The sequence below is a fragment of the Pedobacter rhodius genome (assembly GCF_027213645.1).
GTDB lineage: Bacteria > Bacteroidota > Bacteroidia > Sphingobacteriales > Sphingobacteriaceae > Pedobacter > Pedobacter rhodius.
Genome location: NZ_JAPWGL010000001.1, coordinates 377,304 through 398,019 on the forward strand (window position 1 = coordinate 377,304; position 20,716 = coordinate 398,019).

18 protein-coding genes and 1 tRNA gene are annotated in these 20,716 nt (G+C 37.8%); 14 read left to right on the forward strand and 5 right to left on the reverse strand.

The genetic code is table 11. The features are described from left to right. Positions 1-41 precede the first annotated feature (41 nt). The 13 genes from O0931_RS01810 (at position 42) to O0931_RS01870 (ending at position 14,826) form a co-directional block, all read left to right on the forward strand. A tRNA-Trp gene (locus O0931_RS01810) sits at positions 42-112 on the forward strand. Between the two features lie 13 nt (positions 113-125). Continuing rightward, the gene (gene secE / locus O0931_RS01815) at positions 126-323 is read left to right on the forward strand and encodes a preprotein translocase subunit SecE (protein WP_056092816.1); all 198 of its coding nucleotides are present in this window, start codon (positions 126-128) and stop codon (positions 321-323) included. 7 nt (positions 324-330) lie between these two features. Then, positions 331-873, forward strand: a complete 543-nt coding sequence (nusG, locus tag O0931_RS01820) for a transcription termination/antitermination protein NusG (protein WP_056092813.1) — start codon at positions 331-333, stop codon at positions 871-873. 143 nt (positions 874-1,016) lie between these two features. Further along, a complete protein-coding gene (gene rplK, locus O0931_RS01825) occupies positions 1,017-1,460 on the forward strand; it encodes a 50S ribosomal protein L11 (RefSeq protein WP_010601094.1) in 444 nt (147 codons plus the stop codon). A gap of 19 nt (positions 1,461-1,479) precedes the next feature. Continuing rightward, positions 1,480-2,178, forward strand: coding sequence for a 50S ribosomal protein L1 (rplA, locus tag O0931_RS01830; RefSeq protein WP_056092810.1), 699 nt, complete (start codon positions 1,480-1,482; stop codon positions 2,176-2,178). A gap of 2 nt (positions 2,179-2,180) precedes the next feature. Next, positions 2,181-2,702, forward strand: coding sequence for a 50S ribosomal protein L10 (rplJ, locus tag O0931_RS01835; protein WP_056092807.1), 522 nt, complete (start codon positions 2,181-2,183; stop codon positions 2,700-2,702). A gap of 64 nt (positions 2,703-2,766) precedes the next feature. Then, positions 2,767-3,144 carry a 50S ribosomal protein L7/L12 gene (gene rplL, locus O0931_RS01840; RefSeq protein ID WP_025143257.1) on the forward strand — a complete coding sequence of 126 codons (378 nt, stop codon included), beginning with the start codon at positions 2,767-2,769 and terminating at the stop codon, positions 3,142-3,144. Positions 3,145-3,301: 157 nt separating this feature from the next. Next, a complete protein-coding gene (gene rpoB / locus O0931_RS01845) occupies positions 3,302-7,105 on the forward strand; it encodes a DNA-directed RNA polymerase subunit beta (protein WP_269413847.1) in 3,804 nt (1,267 codons plus the stop codon). A gap of 87 nt (positions 7,106-7,192) precedes the next feature. Then, the gene (gene rpoC, locus O0931_RS01850; protein ID WP_269413848.1) at positions 7,193-11,479 is read left to right on the forward strand and encodes a DNA-directed RNA polymerase subunit beta'; all 4,287 of its coding nucleotides are present in this window, start codon (positions 7,193-7,195) and stop codon (positions 11,477-11,479) included. 90 nt (positions 11,480-11,569) lie between these two features. Next, complete coding sequence (locus O0931_RS01855; RefSeq protein WP_269413849.1) at positions 11,570-11,779, forward strand: hypothetical protein; 210 nt, start codon at positions 11,570-11,572, stop codon at positions 11,777-11,779. 137 nt (positions 11,780-11,916) lie between these two features. Then, positions 11,917-12,228, forward strand: a complete 312-nt coding sequence (locus O0931_RS01860; RefSeq protein WP_269413850.1) for a DUF3467 domain-containing protein — start codon at positions 11,917-11,919, stop codon at positions 12,226-12,228. Positions 12,229-12,304: 76 nt separating this feature from the next. Continuing rightward, entirely contained in the window at positions 12,305-13,528 is a 1,224-nt protein-coding gene (locus O0931_RS01865) for an OmpP1/FadL family transporter (RefSeq protein ID WP_269413851.1), read from the forward strand. 11 nt (positions 13,529-13,539) lie between these two features. Then, complete coding sequence (locus O0931_RS01870) at positions 13,540-14,826, forward strand: SGNH/GDSL hydrolase family protein (protein WP_269413852.1); 1,287 nt, start codon at positions 13,540-13,542, stop codon at positions 14,824-14,826. Positions 14,827-14,894: 68 nt separating this feature from the next. Here the strand turns inward: O0931_RS01870 and miaA are convergent, their stop codons facing one another. The 4 genes from miaA to O0931_RS01890 all read right to left on the reverse strand — a co-directional run bounded on the left by miaA (position 14,895) and on the right by O0931_RS01890 (position 18,736). Continuing rightward, complete coding sequence (miaA, locus tag O0931_RS01875; protein ID WP_269413853.1) at positions 14,895-15,806, reverse strand: tRNA (adenosine(37)-N6)-dimethylallyltransferase MiaA; 912 nt, start codon at positions 15,804-15,806, stop codon at positions 14,895-14,897. A 74-nt stretch (positions 15,807-15,880) separates the two neighbouring features. Further along, entirely contained in the window at positions 15,881-16,531 is a 651-nt protein-coding gene (locus O0931_RS01880) for an IS1096 element passenger TnpR family protein (RefSeq protein WP_269413854.1), read from the reverse strand. A gap of 98 nt (positions 16,532-16,629) precedes the next feature. After that, on the reverse strand, positions 16,630-18,084 hold the full coding sequence (locus tag O0931_RS01885; protein WP_428982621.1) for a CCA tRNA nucleotidyltransferase: 1,455 nt from the start codon (positions 18,082-18,084) through the stop codon (positions 16,630-16,632). Between the two features lie 85 nt (positions 18,085-18,169). After that, entirely contained in the window at positions 18,170-18,736 is a 567-nt protein-coding gene (locus O0931_RS01890) for an L-threonylcarbamoyladenylate synthase (RefSeq protein WP_269413855.1), read from the reverse strand. 201 nt (positions 18,737-18,937) lie between these two features. On the opposite strand from O0931_RS01890, the gene O0931_RS01895 reads away from it, so the two are divergent. Further along, the gene (locus O0931_RS01895; RefSeq protein ID WP_269413856.1) at positions 18,938-19,495 is read left to right on the forward strand and encodes a DUF4136 domain-containing protein; all 558 of its coding nucleotides are present in this window, start codon (positions 18,938-18,940) and stop codon (positions 19,493-19,495) included. A 2-nt stretch (positions 19,496-19,497) separates the two neighbouring features. On the opposite strand, the gene O0931_RS01900 is transcribed toward O0931_RS01895, so the two are convergent. Then, complete coding sequence (locus O0931_RS01900; protein ID WP_269413857.1) at positions 19,498-20,703, reverse strand: glycosyltransferase family 4 protein; 1,206 nt, start codon at positions 20,701-20,703, stop codon at positions 19,498-19,500. Positions 20,704-20,716: the final 13 nt, after the last annotated feature.

Genomic DNA, 20,716 nt, shown 5'->3' on the forward strand with positions numbered 1-20,716 from the left:
AAAGTGCTTGGGAAATAACTTAAGTACTTTGCTTTTAAATTACGGGAATAGTTCAACGGTAGAATAGAGGTCTCCAAAACCTTTGATCAGGGTTCGAATCCTTGTTCCCGTGCAAAAATTTAGATATGGCTAAAGTAGTTCAATTTATAAAAGAATCGTACGATGAAATGACTCAAAAGGTTACATGGCCTACCTGGGGAGAGCTTCAAAATTCTGCGGTTCTTGTTTTAGTAGCCTCTTTAATTATTGCATTAATCATTTTTGCAATGGATAAAGGTTCTGTCTTTGTGTTAGATACTTTTTACAAATCACTTTCTAATTAATATACTAATGAGCGATCTTTTAAAGTGGTATGTTGTAAGAGCTGTAAGCGGTAAAGAGAAAAAGGTAAAGCAGTATATTGATGCTGAAATAAGTCGTTTAGGATTCTCTCATTTGGTTCCCCAGGTTTTAATACCCATGGAAAAATATTACCAGATGAAAGATGGTAAAAAAATTGCAAAAGAACGTAACTTTTATCCTGGTTATGTTTTAATTGAAGCAACTTTAGACGGCGAGTTAGAGCATATTATTAAAGGAATAAATAGTGTAATTGGATTTTTAGGTGATAAAGCCGGTAATCCAATTCCGATGCGCCAGGCAGAAGTTAACCGTATCTTAGGTAAGGTTGATGAAATGAGTGAGCAAGGGGAGATGATGAATGTGCCTTTCTATGTTGGCGAAAACATCAAAGTTATGGACGGGCCGTTTAATGGTTTCACCGGTGTTATCGAAGAAGTTAACGAAGAAAAGAAAAAATTAAAAGTTATGGTTAAGATTTTTGGTCGTAAAACACCACTTGAACTTAACTATATGCAAGTAGAAAAAGAGTAAAATTTATTTTACAAAATATATTGGAGGACTGCAAGATTATTCATATCTTTGCAGTCCTTTTGGTTTTGTATAAAGCCGCCAGGAAATTAAATGTTACATGCTTCCACTATTAACATTGAGTTTTAAATAAATAAAAACACAAAATGGCAAAAGAAGTCAGTGCAATGATCAAATTACAGATCAAAGGCGGAGCGGCAAATCCATCGCCACCAGTAGGACCTGCATTAGGTGCTAAAGGGGTGAATATCATGGAGTTTTGCAAACAGTACAACGCTCGTACCCAAGATAAAGCAGGTAAAGTATTGCCGGTTGTAATTACTGTTTATGCTGATAAGTCATTCGATTTCATCATCAAAACCCCTCCTGTAGCCATCCAGTTAAAAGATGCTACTAAATTACAGAGTGGTTCTGCTGAGCCAAACCGTAAGAAAGTTGGATCGGTGACCTGGGACCAGATTAAAGTTATTGCTGAAGATAAAATGCCTGATTTAAATGCATTTACAATCGAATCTGCAATGAGTATGGTTGCCGGTACAGCACGCAGTATGGGAATCACCGTTTCTGGTGACGCACCCTGGAATAATTAATTAAAAACAGTTTACAACAGTGGCGAAATTAACTAAAAATCAAAAAAAGGCACATGCTAAAATAGAAGCTGGTAAAGCTTATACTTTACAGGCTGCTGCTGCTTTGGTAAAAGAAATCACTACCACTAAATTTGATGCGTCAGTTGATATTGATGTGTCATTAGGTGTAGATCCGCGTAAAGCCAATCAAATGGTACGTGGGATTGCTACTTTACCACACGGAACAGGTAAAACTGTACGTGTTTTAGCTTTAGTAACTCCTGATAAGGAAGAAGAAGCAAAAGCAGCCGGCGCAGACTTCGTAGGTTTAGACGAATATGTGGCTAAAATTGAAGGTGGTTGGACCGATGTAGACATTATTATCACGACACCAGCTTGTATGGCAAAAGTAGGTAAATTAGGCCGCGTTTTAGGTCCAAGGAACTTGATGCCAAACCCAAAATCTGGTACAGTTACTAACGAAGTTGGTAAAGCTGTAACGGAGGTTAAAGCAGGTAAAATTGATTTTAAAGTAGACAAAAGCGGTATTATACACGCTTCAATAGGGAAAGTATCATTCCCGGCAGATAAAATTTATGAAAATGCATTAGAGATCATCTCTGTAATTTCTAAATTAAAACCATCTGCTGCTAAAGGAACTTATTTTAAGAGCATTCACGTGTCTTCTACAATGAGTCCTGGAATTGCAATTGAAACAAAATCAGTAGCGGGGATCTAATCATGAACAGAGAAGAAAAAAACGAAGTAGTTTTAGAACTACAAGGACAAATGCAGGAGTTTGGCAATTTTTACATTGCTGATACATCCAGCCTTTCTGTTGAGCAGATTAATAACATCCGTCGCAAATGTTTTGAAAGTGATATCGTAATGAAGGTTGCTAAAAATACTTTAATCCGTAAAGCGATTGAAGGTTTGGATGGCGATGCTTCTGAGATATACGAAGCCCTTAAAGGTTCATCATCATTATTATTCTCAAAAACAGCAAACGCTCCGGCTAAGTTGATTAAAACGTTGAGAAAAACTTCTGATAAACCTGTGCTTAAAGCGGCATATATAGATTCATCAGTATACGTTGGCGATGACCAATTGAATAACTTAGTAAGCTTAAAATCGAGAGAAGAGCTTATTGGCGATATCATTGGATTATTACAATCACCAGCTAAAAATGTTGTTTCTGCCCTTAAATCAAGCGGTGGCAAAATTGCAGGAATTGTTAAAACTCTACAAGAAAGAGAAGGTTAACGAACACCTTAAGTTCGCAAATTAAACAAAATTATTACACGTAAATTTTTAAAATCTTAATAAAATGGCAGATTTAAAAGCGTTTGCTGAGCAATTGGTAAACTTAACAGTAAAAGAAGTTAATGAATTAGCTCAAATCTTAAAAGATGAGTATGGTATTGAGCCTGCAGCTGCTGCTGTAGTTGCTGGTCCTGCTGCTGGTGGTGATGCACCTGCTGCTGCTGCAGAAAAAACATCTTTTGATGTAATCTTAAAAGAAGCTGGTGGTCAGAAATTAGCAGTTGTAAAACTTGTTAAAGACTTAACTGGTTTAGGTTTAAAAGAAGCTAAAGACCTAGTAGACGGTGCACCAAAAGAATTGAAAACTGGTGTTGCTAAAGACGAAGCAGAAGCTCTTAAAAAACAATTAGAAGAAGCTGGAGCAGTAGTTGAAATTAAGTAATCACTTAATTTAGCTAAGCTAAAAATGTATCAGACACCGACTGAAAATGTCGGTGTCTTTACCTGTTTATAAACACCTCATTTTGCTTGGTTAATGAGAATGTTTCAAACCCGAACCAAACAAATAGTTTATTCTTAAACTAAAATCTTTTAGTCCATTGGCAAAGACAGTCGAACAAAGAGTAAATTTTGCAACGAGTAAGCACATTATAGACTATCCGGATTTTCTGGATGTGCAATTGCAATCATTCAGAGAATTTTTCCAGATAGATACCACATCAGACGATCGCTCTAGCGAAGGTTTGTTTAAAGTGTTTGCTGAAAACTTTCCAATAACAGATTCAAGAAATATCTTCGTATTGGAGTTTCTTGATTATTTTGTTGATCCGCCACGTTACGATATACACGAGTGTATTGAGCGTGGATTAACCTACAATGTTCCATTAAAAGCAAAGCTAAAGCTTTCTTGTAACGATGTTGAACATGAAGACTTTGAAACCATTATTCAGGATGTGTATTTAGGTACTATCCCGTATATGACACCAAAAGGTACATTTGTTATCAACGGTGCAGAACGTGTAATCGTTTCGCAATTACACCGTTCTCCAGGCGTGTTCTTCGGCCAAAGCCGTCACACGAACGGAACCAAATTGTATTCTGCACGTGTTATTCCTTTTAAAGGTTCATGGATCGAGTTTGCTACAGACGTTAATAACGTAATGTATGCTTACATCGATCGTAAGAAAAAATTCCCGGTTACCACTTTATTACGTGCTATCGGTTACGATTCTGATAAAGATATCTTAGAACTTTTTGATCTTGCTGACGAAGTAAAAGTTAGTAAATCAGGTTTAAAGAAATACATCGGTCGTAAACTGGCGGCAAGAGTTTTAAAGAAATGGGTTGAAGATTTTGTAGATGAAGATACAGGTGAGGTAGTTTCTATCGACCGTAATGAAGTGATTCTTGAAAGAGAGACCGTTTTAGAAGACGAACACATTGATATGGTTATCGAAGCCGGTGTTAAAACCATCATTCTTTCAAAAGAAGATGGTGCGAGCCAGGCCGATTATACCATTATATATAATACATTACAAAAAGATACATCAAACTCTGAAAAAGAGGCGGTTGAAAACATCTACAGGGCTTTGCGTAATGCAGAACCACCTGATGAGGAAACTGCACGTGGTATCATTGATCGTTTATTCTTCTCAGATAAACGTTACGATTTAGGCGATGTTGGTCGTTACCGCATCAACCGTAAATTAAAAATGAATACGCCGGATGATGTTAAGGTTTTAACAAAAGCAGATATTATTGCAATTGTTAAATACCTGATTAAATTAATCAATTCTAAAGAAGAGGTGGATGATATTGACCACTTATCAAACCGTCGTGTACGTACGGTAGGTGAGCAATTATACGCACAATTCGGTGTTGGTTTAGCCCGTATGGCCAGAACAATCCGTGAGCGTATGAACATTCGCGATAACGAGGTGTTTACACCAACTGATTTGATTAACGCCCGTACGTTATCATCGGTTATTAATTCCTTCTTTGGTACTAATCAGTTGTCTCAGTTCATGGACCAAACAAATCCATTGGCAGAGATTACACACAAACGCCGTTTATCAGCTTTAGGTCCGGGTGGTTTATCACGTGAGCGGGCTGGTTTCGAGGTACGTGACGTTCACTATACGCACTACGGTCGTTTATGTACAATTGAAACACCTGAGGGACCAAATATTGGTTTGATTTCATCACTTTGTGTGCATGCGAAAATCAATAATTTAGGTTTCATCGAAACACCATACAAACGTGTTGAAGATGGTAAGGTCGTTGTTGATTCAGATGTTATTTATTTATCTGCAGAAGATGAAGATGGCAAAACCATCGCTCAGGCTAATGCAGAGTATGATGATAAAGGTAATTTCATTACACCACGCGTTAAAGCACGTTATGAGGGTGACTTCCCGATTATTGAGCCTGAGAAATTAGACTTGATGGATGTTGCACCTAACCAGATTACGTCAATCGCTGCTTCGTTAATTCCGTTCCTGGAACATGATGATGCGAACAGGGCTTTGATGGGATCGAACATGCAACGTCAGGCCGTACCATTGTTACGTCCTGAAGCGCCAATCGTTGGTACAGGTTTGGAAGGTCGCGTTGCCCGCGACTCAAGAACACTTATCAATGCTGAAGGTAACGGTGTTGTAGAATATGTAGATGCTAACGAAATCACTATTAAATATGAGCGTAACGAAGATGATCGTTTAGTTTCATTTGAAGGTGACAGCAAAACTTATCGTTTAATTAAGTTCAAAAAAACCAACCAGAATACTTGTATCAACTTAAAACCAATCGTTAGGAAAGGTCAGAAAGTTACTAAAGGGCAGGTTCTTTGCGAAGGTTATGCGACTGAAAACGGCGAGTTGGCATTAGGTAGAAACCTTAAAGTGGCTTTCATGCCTTGGCAAGGTTTCAACTTTGAGGATGCGATTGTAATCAACGAGCGTATTGTTCGTGATGACGTTTTCACTTCATTGCATATTGAAGAGTTTGAATTAGAAGTACGTGATACTAAACGTGGAGAAGAGGAATTAACACCAGATATCCCGAACGTTTCTGAAGAGGCTACTAAAGACCTTGATGAAAACGGTATTATCCGTATCGGTGCTGATGTAAAAGAAGGTGATATTTTAATTGGTAAGATTACGCCGAAAGGAGAGTCTGATCCTTCACCTGAAGAGAAATTATTACGTGCAATCTTTGGTGACAAAGCAGGTGATGTTAAAGATGCGTCTTTAAAAACTCCTCCTTCAATCCAGGGTGTGGTAATTGATACCAAATTATTCAGCCGTGCTAAGAAAACGACAAAAGCGGAGGAAAAATCGGCAATTGAGAAATTAGACAAAGGATATAACAATATCACGGAGAAATTAAAAGCAGAATTAGTAGATAAATTATTCACGATTGTAAATGGAAAAACATCGCAAGGTGTATTCAACATTTATAAAGAATTATTAGTTGCTAAAGGTGCTAAATTCACGCAGAAAATTTTAGCAGATCTTGATTACAATCACATCAGCCCTAACAAATGGACTACTGATGATGACAAAAACGAGATGATTAAAATGTTGCTTCACAACTACGGTATCCGTGTTAACGAAGAACTTGGCGCTTACAAACGCGATAAATTTGCGATTAGTGTAGGTGATGAGCTTCCATCGGGAATTGTACAAATGGCAAAAGTTTATGTTGCTAAAAAACGTAAATTAAAAGTAGGTGATAAAATGGCTGGTCGCCACGGTAACAAAGGTATTGTTGCACGTATTGTACGTGATGAAGATATGCCTTTCTTAGCTGATGGTAGCCCTGTTGATATCGTGTTGAACCCACTAGGTGTACCTTCACGTATGAACTTAGGTCAGATTTACGAAACCGTATTGGCATGGGCCGGGAAAGAATTGGGTGTGAAGTTCGCTACCCCGATTTTTGATGGTGCTACGCATGATGAGGTTGAAGAGTGGATTGCTAAAGCGGGTGTTCCTGCTTCAGGAAAAACTTACTTATACAATGGTTTAACAGGTGAGCGTTTCGATCAGACTACAACAGTAGGTATTATCTACATGTTGAAATTAGGTCACATGGTTGATGATAAGATGCACGCCCGTTCAATCGGACCATACTCGTTAATTACACAACAACCATTGGGTGGTAAAGCCCAGTTCGGTGGTCAGCGTTTTGGTGAGATGGAGGTTTGGGCATTAGAGGCATTCGGTGCAGCTAATATTCTTCAGGAGATATTAACCGTTAAATCGGATGATGTTATCGGAAGGGCCAAAACTTACGAAGCCATTGTTAAAGGTGAAAACCTACCAACTCCAGGTGTACCGGAATCGTTCAACGTATTGGTACACGAGTTACGTGGATTAGGTTTAGATATTACGTTAGACTAAGTATCTCGTATAAAGTATCAAGTATCAAGATTGGATTACCTATCTTGATACTTGATACTAAGTACTTGCTACTACAAACAAAAGCATATGTCTTACAAAAAGGATAATAAATTAAAAAGCAATTTCACATCAATCACGATTAGCTTATCGTCTCCGGAAATTATTCTGGAACGTTCGAGCGGTGAGGTGTTGAAACCGGAAACAATTAACTACCGTACTTACAAACCTGAACGTGATGGTTTGTTTTGTGAGCGTATTTTTGGTCCGGTAAAAGATTACGAATGTCATTGCGGTAAATACAAACGTATCCGTTATAAAGGTATTGTTTGTGATCGTTGTGGTGTTGAGGTAACCGAAAAGAAAGTACGTCGTGAGCGTATGGGACACATCGCTTTGGTGGTTCCTGTGGCGCACATCTGGTATTTCCGTTCATTACCAAACAAAATCGGTTATTTATTAGGTTTACCTACTAAAAAATTAGATTTAATTATCTATTACGAGCGTTACGTTGTTATCCAATCAGGCTTAATGGCTGAGGAAGGTATCAATTATATGGACTTCTTAACAGAAGAAGAATATTTAGATATTTTAGATAAATTACCTAAGGAAAACCAATACTTAGATGATAAAGATCCTAATAAATTCATCGCCAAAATGGGTGCTGAAGCATTAGAGGATTTATTAAAACGTATTGATTTAGATACTTTATCTTATGACTTACGTCACCAGGCTGCAAACGAAACTTCTCAACAACGTAAAAATGAGGCTTTAAAACGCCTTCAGGTTGTTGAAGCTTTCCGTGGTGCGAATACACGTATTGAGAATCGCCCGGAGTGGATGATTGTTAAAATCGTTCCGGTTATTCCACCAGAATTACGTCCGTTAGTTCCATTAGAAGGAGGTCGTTTCGCTACTTCAGATTTAAATGATTTATACCGTCGTGTAATTATCCGTAACAACCGTTTAAAACGTTTGATCGAGATTAAGGCACCAGAGGTAATTTTACGTAACGAGAAACGTATGTTGCAGGAAGCTGTAGATTCGTTATTCGATAACTCACGTAAAGTGAACGCGGTTAAAACTGAAGGTAATCGTGCCTTAAAATCACTTTCAGATATTTTGAAAGGTAAACAAGGTCGTTTCCGTCAGAACTTATTAGGTAAACGTGTGGATTATTCAGCTCGTTCGGTAATTGTTGTAGGGCCTAGCCTTAAATTACACGAGTGCGGTATTCCTAAAGATATGGCGGCTGAGCTTTACAAACCATTCATTATTCGTAAGATGATTGAGCGTGGTGTTGTAAAAACAGTTAAATCTGCTAAGAAAATCGTTGATAGAAAAGATCCGTTGGTTTGGGATATTTTAGAAAATGTATTGAAAGGTCACCCGGTGTTATTAAACCGTGCACCTACATTACACCGACTAGGTATTCAGGCTTTCCAGCCAAAATTAATTGAAGGAAAAGCTATCCAGTTACACCCATTAGTTTGTACTGCATTCAACGCCGATTTTGATGGTGACCAGATGGCTGTCCACTTACCTTTAGGTAACGCAGCAATTTTGGAAGCCCAGGTATTAATGTTAGCTGCACACAACATCTTAAACCCTGCGAACGGTACGCCGATTACAGTACCATCTCAGGATATGGTTTTGGGTCTTTATTATATTACTAAAGGCCGTAGAACTGATGATACCAGAGTTGTAAAAGGACAGGATTCAAATTTCTATTCTCCGGAAGAAGTAATTATCGCTTATAACGAGAAGGAATTAGATCTTCACGCTTTCATCAAAGTAAGGGTTAATGTTAAGCAAAATGACGGTTCAATCGTTAATAAATTAACTGAAACGACTGTTGGTAGGGTATTGTTCAACCAATTGGTTCCTGAGGAAGTAGGTTATATCAATGAATTATTAACTAAGAAATCGTTAAGAGATATTATCGGTGAGGTGGTTAAAATGACCGGTATGGCCCGTGCTTCTCAATTCTTGGATGATATCAAGGAATTAGGTTTCAAAATGGCATTCCAGGGCGGTTTATCGTTCAACTTGCAGGACGTAAACATCCCGGTAGAAAAACATACTTTGTTAGAGCAGGCAGCTGCTGAGGTTGAAGAGGTAAGAAACAACTATAACATGGGTTTCATTACCAACAACGAACGTTACAACCAGATTATCGATATCTGGACACGTATCAACAACAGGTTAACGACTTTCGTTATGACACAGTTATCTTCAGATAACCAAGGTTTTAACTCAGTTTACATGATGCTTGATTCGGGTGCACGTGGTTCGAAAGAGCAGATTCGTCAGCTTTGCGGAATGCGTGGTTTGATGGCGAAACCTCAAAAATCAGGTTCAGGTGGTGATATCATTGAAAACCCGATTTTATCAAACTTTAAAGAAGGCTTATCCGTATTAGAGTATTTTATCTCTACTCACGGTGCCCGTAAAGGTTTGGCGGATACGGCTTTAAAAACGGCGGATGCGGGTTACTTAACCCGTCGTTTACATGACGTTGCGCAGGATATGATTGTTAACGATGATGATTGTGGTACTTTAAGAGGTATGTACACAACAGCATTGAAAGACAACGAAGATATCGTTGAACCATTATATGACAGAATTTTAGGTCGTACTTCATTACATGATGTTTATAATCCGTTGGATAATACATTATTGGTAGGTGCGGGCGAAGATATTAACGAAGATGTTGCTAAAGCGATTGAAGAATCTCCTTTAGAAGGTATTGAAATTCGTTCGGTATTAACCTGCGAAGCTAAACGTGGTGTTTGTGCATTATGTTATGGCCGTAACCTGGCATCGGGTAAACGTGTTCAGAGAGGTGAGGCCGTTGGTGTAATCGCAGCACAGTCAATCGGTGAACCAGGTACACAGTTAACACTTCGTACTTTCCACGTGGGTGGTACTGCATCGAATATTGCTGCAGAATCAAACATCGTAGCTAAGTTTGATGGTGTTATCGAATTCGAGAATATCCGTACAGTTGATACGCAAACTGAAGATGGTACAGTACAGGTTGTATTGGGCCGTTCGGGTGAGTTCAAAATTGTTGAGCCAGGTACTGGCAGGGTGATCGTTACAAACAATATCCCTTATGGTGCTTTCTTGTTCGTTAAAGAAGGAGATAAGTTATCTAAAGGTGATAAGATTTGTTCATGGGATCCGTACAACGCGGTTATTCTTTCAGAATTTGCCGGTAAAGCGCAATTTGATGCGATCATTGAAGGTGTTACCTTCCGTGAAGAATCAGATGAGCAAACTGGTCACCGTGAAAAAGTGATTATCGATACACGTGATAAAACTAAAAACCCTTCTGTTCAAATCGTTGATAAAAAAGGCGAAATGATTAAAGGTTATAACATTCCGGTAGGTGCCCACGTTTCAGTTGATGAAGGTGAAGCGATCCAAACTGGTCAGATTATCGCTAAAATTCCTCGTGCAACTGGTAAAACCCGGGATATTACGGGTGGTTTACCTCGTGTAACAGAGCTATTTGAAGCACGTAACCCATCTAACCCGGCTGTAGTAACGGAGATTGATGGTGTGGTAACTTTAGGTGGTGTTAAACGTGGTAACCGTGAGATTACAATCGAATCTAAAGATGGTGAAGTTAAAAAATATCTGGTTCCATTGTCTAAACATATCCTTGTACAGGATAACGACTTTGTGAAAGCAGGTATGCCTTTATCAGATGGTTCAATTTCTCCTGCAGATATCTTGTCAATTAAAGGTCCTGCAGCGGTTCAGGAATACTTAGTAAATGGTATTCAAGAGGTTTACCGTTTGCAAGGTGTGAAAATTAACGATAAGCACTTTGAAGTAATTGTTCACCAGATGATGCAAAAAGTTCACATCGAGGATCCGGGCGATACTATTTTCTTAGAAAACAATGCTGTTGACCGTTGGGATTTCGCTGACGAGAATGATGCAATGTACGATAAGAAAGTTGTGGAAGACGCTGGTGATTCGAATGACTTCAAACCGGGGCAAATTGTTTCTCTACGCAGATTAAGAGATGAAAATTCTCAATTGAAACGTAAAGATTTAAAACAAATTACTGTTCGCGATGCAAGACCGGCAACGGCGAGTTCAATCCTTCAGGGTATTACTCGTGCATCATTAGGTACTAAATCGTTCATTTCTGCGGCTTCGTTCCAGGAAACTACGAAAGTATTAAATGAGGCAGCAATTGCAGGTAAACGTGATAACATGCTGGGCTTGAAAGAAAACGTAATCGTTGGTCACTTAATTCCTTCGGGAACAGGTGTTCGTGGTTACGAAAGAATCATCGTAGGTTCTCAAGAAGAGTATGATAAATTATTAGCTTCGAAACAAGAAGAAGTAGAAGCTTAATATTTTGATATTTTAAATTAAGTCCTCCACCAAAATGGAGGACTTTTTTGTTTGGAATAGATTTGTAGATTTATTAAAATTATTATTGTCATGAGTGTTACAGATATTCAACTATTCCAGATCCTTAAAATGAAACATGGTGGAAAGGAGGCTGAAGCGTTAGTTTCGTTTGTTAAAGAAGAAGTTAGCACGGAGCTTGATAATAAGCGAGAAATTTTAGCTACAAAAGAAGATATTTCTAATACAAAAGAATATATCTTGCAGGTTAAATCTGAGAACTTTCAAAATCAATTTATCTAGTGGGATTAATTCAATTTTTAGCTGTAGTTGTTTCAGTAATTGGTATCGTTAACTTCATGATAAAGTAAGCTCCAATTTTATATTAACATTATTTATAATTCCGCCATTTAGTTGCGGAATTTTTTATTTTTGACCTTATGGAAGAACAACAAAACGAAAACCAATTAAATATAGAGCTGTCTGAAGAAATTGCTGAAGGAATTTTTTCTAATCTCGCAATTATTACACACTCCAATACTGAATTTGTATTAGATTTTATTCGCGTGATGCCGGGCTTACCAAAGGCCAAAGTTAAATCGAGAATCATTTTAACACCAGAGCATGCAAAGCGTTTGTTAACTGCTTTAGAAGATAATATCCAAAAATTTGAAAATGTAAACGGCCGTATTAAAATACAGGAGGAACCGCCTTTTCCAATGGGTTTTGGCGGACCAACTGCTCAAGCTTAATTTCTTTTTATATTATTGAATAATTACTTGATTACTATGTTAGCATAGTATATATTTGTGCTATAACCATTTATAGATGAAAAAAATTTTATTGAGCGTATTACTATCCGCCCCATTATGGGTTTTGGGGCAGGGTTTCCAGGTTAATTTACAGGGACAGAAACAAATAGGTATGGCTGGAGCAGGATCTGCGCTTGCTTTGGATGAAGCTTCTGTATTTTTCAACCCCGGTGCAGTTAGTTTCTTAGAGAAAAACTCAGTTTCAGCAGGTGTTAACCCATTATTATTTAAATCAGCTTTTCAGCGGACAGGTTCAAATGTAACTGAAGATGTAAAAAACAAAATTGCTCCGCCATTTGAATTTTATGCTGTTTGGGGACCAAAATCTAACCGATGGAAATTAGGCTTAGGCGTTTACACCCCTTTCGGGGGATTGGTCGACTGGGGTGATAACTGGTCGGGAAAATATACTTTAACTTCATTAAATCTGAAAGCAATTTATATACAACCAACTTTAAGTATTAAAATTACTGATCAGATTGGTATAGGTGCAGGTTTTGTTTATAACCATGGTGATGTAAATCTTCAGAGAGCACTTCCGGTAAATTTCCCTGATGGCCGTTCCGGAAAAGTAACGCTTGATGGTACCGGTAAAGGGTACGGCTGGAATGCCGGTATTTACATTAAAACCTTAAGCGATATCACTTTTGCCATCGTTCATAAATCAAAAGTAGTTACAAAGTTAGATGGTGGTTCTGCAGAATTTGATGTTCCGAATTCATTAAGAACTTCTTTCCCTGCAGGAAATACATTTAATGCTGAATTGCCTTTACCAGCTACCACAACCTTAGGAATTGGTATTCCATTATCGAAAAGTACATCACTTGCTTTTGATGCAAGTTGGGTACAATGGCATATTTACCAGGACTTATCTTTTGATTATGCGACAAATACTTCCGCACTTGCAGATACAAAATCTGCCCGTAACTACCGCGATGGTTCTTCATTTAAATTAGGTATAAATCACCAGGCATCAGATAAACTGGCTTTGAGAGCTGGCGTTGGCTACGCTTTTAGTCCGGTTCAGGATGGTTATGTAACACCAGAAGCGCCTGATGCTGATCGCTATATCTTAAGTGCCGGTGCAGGTTATTCTTTTACTTCTAAGTTTGAAGTTAATGCATCATTCTTCTTTGAAGATGTTAAATCGCGTAAACAGAAAAATATTGAAACTGGTTTAGATGGTACATTTAAAACCTTAGTTTACGCACCCGGTATTTCGTTAACTTATAAATGGTAGGAGAATTACAAATGAGAAAATATATAATAAATAGTTTTTTAGCAGCTGTTATTCTTTTTGCAGCAGCTTGTAAACCTGAAATTGACACTGCTGTAGGCACTTCCGCAGGACAGGCAAATTTTAGTAAATACATTGCAGTTGGTAATTCATTAACATCGGGTTTTGCTGATGGTGGTCTTTACCTGGAAGGACAAAAAGTTGCCTATCCAAACTTGGTTGCTGCTCAAATGGCAACGGTGGGTGGCGGAAGCTTTACTTCTCCGTTTTTTACTGATGCACAAGCCAATGGTTCAGGTTATTTGTCTTTAACCGCATTAGTTAACGGAACGCCGACGATAACGCCGGTTTTAGGAAATGCAAATCGTCCGGGCTCGTCGACACTTTTAACAAAATATACAGGGGAGGTGCAAAATTTAGGTATCCCTGGTATGCGTGTTGATTTAGCTTTTGCTGCTGCATTCGGTGCTGCAAATCCTTATCTGGAGCGTTTGTTAACAGATACACAGGTTGGAACAGTAAGTTATTTTCAATTTATACAGGGAAGAAACCATACTTTCTTTTCTTTATGGTTAGGCAATAACGATGCCTTAGGTTATGCAACTAATGGTGGTGTAACAACTGATGCAACGAACGTGTTAACAGATAAATCTACTTTTGCATTATTATATTCAAACCTGGTTAATGCTTTAACCGCAGGTGGGCAGAAAGGTGTGGTTGGTACAATTCCGGATGTAACTGCAATTCCTTATTTTAATACGGTAACTGTAGCTGCTTTATTAAATGCAGCAAAAGCAATTAATCCTGCTGCTGCGGCAATTTATATTCAAACGGGTACTGGTACAGTCAGGGCAGCAACTGCCGAAGATTTAATCCGTTTACCGTTTCAATCTGCCGGTTTATTTGGCGTTCCTAATGCTTCAGGGTTACCATACGGATTACATCCATTAAATCCGATAGCTAATAATTGGGTTCTGGATAAAGACGAAATAATCAAAGTTAAAGATTATGTTGTCAGTTACAACAGTACCATTAAGTCTTTAGCCGATAGTAAAGGATTAGCAATTGCCGATACGTACAGCTACCTTAATCAGGTTAAAACTGGCTTGGTAATACAAGGTGTTGGAATTAACTCCGCATTTATAACAGGTGGTGCATTTTCTTTAGATGGTGTTCATTTAACACCCCGCGGGAATGCTGTAATTGCAAATGTCTTTATAGATGCGATTAATGGAAAATACGGTTCGAATATACCTACAGTCGATATTACGCAATACAGGGGCGTTAAGTTTCCAAACTAATCTGTAGAACAAAAAAATTAATGAATAGAAGGCCTTGATGTAAATTAAGGCCTTTTTAGTTAACCTTGTTAAAGTTTTTTAGCTAGCAGTTTAATAACCTCGTTTATTTCATCAGGCTCAAACCAATTTATTTCTTCATCTCTTCTAAACCAGGTTAATTGCCTCTTGGCGAAGCGGCGGGTGTTTTGCTTAATAGAAGCCACTGCATCTTCAAGCGTTATTTTATCATCAATAAAATCAAATAATTCGCTGTAGCCAACCGTATTTAAGGCATTGTATTTTCTATAATCATTTAACGATTTGACTTCATCTAACAAACCGTTCTCCATCATTTTATCTACCCGGAGGTTAATTCTATCGTAAAGTTTAGCCCGGTCGGTGTTTAGTCCTATCTTAATGATATTAAATGGCCTTTTTTTCTTTGTAGCAGATAACATTGAAGAAAGTTTCTGTCCGGTTGAAAGAAAAACCTCTAAACCCCTGATCATTCGTTGCGGATTATTCTGATCAACTTTCTCGAAATATTCAGGATCATATTGCTTAAGTTGCGTCTGAATTGCTTCCAGGCCCTCAACTTCAAATTGATGGTTTAATTTTGCCCGGATTTCCAGATCGATTTCCGGCATTTCATCCAAACCGTTTACCACGGCGTTTATGTACAATCCGCTGCCACCAACCATTATGGCTAAATCGTGATTTTCGAAAATGGAACCGATAATTTTTAATGCCTCAATTTCGAAATCTCCCGTGCTAAAAAGTTGGGTTATGGAGTGAGAATTAATAAAGTGATGTTTAGCTGCAGCCAGTTCTTCTGCATCGGGTTTTGCAGTCCCGATTTCCATTTCCTTATAAAACTGCCTCGAATCTGCTGATAAAATTTCCGTATTGTATTGTTTAGCGATATCGATAGCCAAAGCCGTTTTCCCGATGGCTGTTGGGCCAACGATAACAATTAGGGTCTTCTTGCAGCTTTCGGGCATAAGATTAAGGTATAAAAAAACTGCCGGATGGTTTGTCCGACAGTTAAATATTTTACAAACTGAAACTGAATTTGTTAATAATCATCTTTATGGGTATCATCTTCGTAGCTTTCGGTATCAGAAAACTCATCTCCAAATTCATCGCTGTCTTCCGTTTCCTCATCTTCATCGCGTTCTTCTTCATTAATACCCATCTCGCCCATTGCTTCCAATTCGTCGGTATCTTCAGGTACGAAATTCATTTCATTAAGGAAATCAAATTCACTGGCGGAAGCAATTGCGCCACGCGGATCTACAGCCTGCGGACTATTTTGTTCCATAATTTTTGGTGCTTCACCCGAACTCTTTGCAAGAAAAGGATATTCAATATTCGGATCGGCATCTAAAATAATTTTAATCAGCTCCACATGGAAATCATAAGGCCGATCGAAGTTATAGGTATAATAGAATTTTTGATGAGGATCTTCAATAAAACCACTCAATTTTGAGTTTTCCATCAAAACAACCCGGTCTTTTTTACGCTCACTTGGTAGGTAAGCAATCTCATCACCTTTCAGCCAATTATCGGTACTTACGTAGAATGATGAAGATTTTTCGGCGTTATAACCTGTAGATTTGTGAATTGCTCTGTGCAAATCTTCAAATGTCTGGTTAGATTTAATGTCGATCTCTCTCACAACATCATCAAAATCTTCAAAAGTAATTTTAAATTTATAAATAGCCATTATTGTTTTTTGGAGCTGTAAAAATAAAGTTAATTTGTTTTATCACAAAACAGCAATTGCGACAAAAAGTTAGCTAATCAATTGTTTTGGCAATTAAATTATTTATTAACAGGATTTAATCCCATTTGTTTTGCCAGATTTAGCATAAAATTAAACGCTTCGTTATAGTCGTTTGTTATCTCACCTTCCAAAATTGCTTCGCGAATTGCACTTTTAATTATGCCAACTTCTTTTCCGGCATCTAAAGCAAAGGTTTCCATAATATCGTTACCGGTTATGGGTGGTTGCCAGTTTCTTAATTTATCCCGCTCCTCAACAGCTGCAAGCTTTTGCTTAACTAATTCAAAATTATTACGATACTTAGCCTTTTTGTATTCGTTTTTTGTCGTTACATCTGCATTGCATAGCAGCATAAGGCTTTCAATTTCTTCACCCGCATCGAAAAGCAAACGGCGAACAGCTGAATCGGTAACCGTATCCTGTGCTAAAACAATTGGCCTTAAATGAAGCTGAACAAGCTTTTGTACAAACTTCATTTTCTCATTTAAAGGGAGCTTTAGCTGGTTGAAAATTTTTGGAACCATCCTGGCGCCTTTATCTTCATGGCCGTGAAAAGTCCAGCCGTGGCCTTCTTCAAAACGTTTAGTAGCAGGCTTGGCAATATCGTGTAAAATTGCAGCCCATCTTAGCCATAAATCGTCTGTGCTGGCACAAATGTTATCAAGTACCTCTAAGGTGTGGTAGAAGTTATCTTTATGTCCCTTGCCCTTGATAATGTCTACGCCATAAAGTTGAGCCATTTGAGGAAAGATGATGTGCAATAACCCGGTATCAAACAAAATTTTAAAACCTACAGATGGTTTTTTAGTTAAGATAATCTTATTCAGTTCGTCTGTAATGCGTTCTTTTGAAACGATGCCGATGCGTTCTTTTTGTGTTTTTATCGCATTGATGGCCGCTTCATCAATATTGAAATTTAATTGAGTGGCAAACCTTATTGCCCTCATCATCCGTAAGGGATCATCAGAAAATGTAATTTCAGGGTCGAGCGGCGTACGAATGAGTTTATTTTCTAAATCCTGAATCCCGTTGAAGGGATCTAAAAGTTCTCCGAAATGATTTTCATTTAAATGGATTGCTAATGCATTTATCGTGAAATCGCGGCGTAATTGATCGTCTTTTAATGTGCCATCTTCAACTATTGGTTTTCTAGATTCTGATCGATAAGATTCTTTACGGGCACCCACGAATTCAATTTCTAAATCGCCTATTTTGATATTTGCCGTACCGAAGTTTTTAAAAATGGCAACTTTTGTATTTAATTTACGGCCAACGGCTTCGGCATAATCAATTCCACTGCCAACAACAACAACATCAATATCTTTTGATGGCCGGTTCAAAAATAAATCGCGAACAAAGCCGCCAATAACATAAGCTTCAGTATTATTTTTATCGGCAATGGCTGATAAAGTTTTAAAGATCGGATTTTGTATACGAACCCCCAAATCCCCTAAAGAGGACTTTTCATGTCTATCGCTCAAATTAGATTGCATATTCCAGGGTAATAATTTCCAAAATTAAGAAAAAACATTCGTGATGATTTATTAAAGTTTAAAGCCCCTTGAGGGGTTTGGAGTATTATTTACGAATAAACTCGAATTGACCACCTGGAGAAAGTTTCATAATCGTAGAAGGCTTTTTCGAAGTTCTGTTTTCCTGCTCAAAATCTACAATGTAATCCACTGCATCGATAATTTCGGAACTGATATCATCAAAGTTTTTTGGCGATGGTTCGCCGCTTAAATTAGCTGATGTAGAAACAATTGGCTTGCGAAAACGCTGAATTAGTGGTGTGCAGAAATCGTGTTTTACGATTCTTATTCCTACACTGCCATCTTCATTAATCACATTTTTAGCTAGGTTTTTTGCGCCTGAAAAAATAATTGTCAGCGGGTTTTCAGCGTATTCAATTAAATCATAAGCTACTTCCGGCACATCGGTAACATAGCTCTGAATTTTATTATCGGTATCCAAAAGAACGATAAGGCTCTTCTCGGCCGGACGATTTTTAATTTTAAGTAACTTATCAACCGCTTCAGGGTTTGTTGCATCGCAACCTAAACCCCAAATTGTATCCGTTGGGTAAAGCATTACACCGCCAGATTTTAATACTTCTAAAGCTTTATTGATTTCTTCTTTAAGCATAATGCAAAGGTAGTTTTTAAAACAATATGTTAAATCTCCAAATTGCTATAATATTTAACATTTGAGTTAAAACAAAGGGTTTTTCCGAACGTTTTATCATTAACAATTGTAATGTAAAATAATTGCATTGTTTTTGATTTAAGCAGGAAAACAGGTATTTTTAATATAGGTTATTTTATAAACATAAACACACATTAACAAATGAAAATTTTTCAAAAACTATTAATGCTGATTGCCGTTGTAATCACATTAGCCGGATGCTCATCGCTCCGGACCGCTTCAGATTATGACAAAAATGTCGATTTGAATGCTTACAAAACGTATAACTTTTATGATAAGGGCATTGCCAGGGTAAAGCTCAATAATCTTGATAAAAGAAGATTAATAGCCGCTGTTGAGGCTGAAATGAATGCCAAAGGCTTTACAAAATCTGATCGACCTGATTTATTGGTCAATCTTGTTGTTGTTGCCAGAGAAAAAACAGATTTTTATGGTCCTGCCTACTATGGTGGATGGGGTTGGGGCGGCGGCTGGGGCTGGCGCGGCGGTTGGGGCGGATGGGGCTCTAACTATGTTAACCAATACATCGAAGGCACAATTATTATTGATTTCTTAGATCCGGCAAAAAAGATTTTGTTCTGGCACGGACAAGGTGCAGGTTTTAACCTTGATAATTTTAGTAAGCGCGAGCAACGTTTATATACAGGTGTAAAAGAAATTTTGGCACAATATCCGCCAAATGCGATTGCCGCTAAATAAGTTTAGCTTAAGATATTTTCATAGCAATTTATTAATTGCTGCGTCACCAAAGGGCTGTTGAATTTTTGAACGAATTCCAGCCCTTTTGTTTTCATCTCTTTTTGCAGCGAATCACTCTTAAGAATTTGATTGATCCAATATGCTAATCCCTTTACATCTGTTGGATTCACATAAATACTATCGGGGCCACCGGCTTCTTCCAAGCATGATCCCGTTGCAGCAATTGTTGGTGTACCCGAATAAAGTGCTTCGATAACAGGAATGCCGAAACCTTCATAAAATGATGGATAGACAAATACTTTTGCTAACTGATAAATGCCGGGTAAATCGGCAAATGGGATATTTTGGAGAAAAATCACTCTTTTGTTCAAACCGAGTTTTTCAATTTCCTTTTCAACGGTTTTGAAATAGCCAGTCTTTTTTCCAATTACAACCAGCTTGTAGTCTTCGTCAACATATTTTAATGCCTGAACGATTAATTTGAGGTTTTTGCGTTCCTCAATTGTACCGACATTTAAAATAAACTTTTCAGGAAGCTTATAAGTTAAGCTGATTCTTTTCAGGGTTGAATCTTGGAAAGAACCTTTGAAAATAGGGTCGCAGGTTTGATAGATAACTTCAATTTTATGGGGATTTATTCCGTAAAATTCAATGATATCGGCTTTTGTTTTTTCGCTGATGGCAATAATTTTATCAGCTCTCTTACAAGCAGATTTACTTTTCCATTCGTATAATTTCCTGTCGATGAATTTGTAATATTTTGGAAACCGGAGAAAAATTAAGTCGTGCATGGTTACAACCGATTTAACCCGGGTGTGTTCAATTGCAAAAGGAATTTCATGACTTAAACCATGGAAAATCTGAACATCATCTTTAACTAAATCCTTTAAAATATTTAAACTTCTCCAAAGGAAAGATCCATTTCCTGGAAGTTTAAGTTCAATATTTTCTTTGCTGAAAAATGAATCAATTTGTTTGGCTGCTTTTACTTTTGGTGTATAAACCAGGTATTGGTTTTGAGGAAATTGGTTGGCCAGCGCCTCGATTAACGAACGACTGTAATTACCTAAACCTGTTAAGTTATTTGCAGCTCGTTTTCCATCAAAACCGATTTTAAGCTTAAAGCTTAAAGCCGAAAGACCAAAGCTTGATTGCTCAAGTTGAGAACTTTCGGCTTGTTGGATTTGCTTTTCGCTTTCTGCTTTCACCTTTTTACTTTAG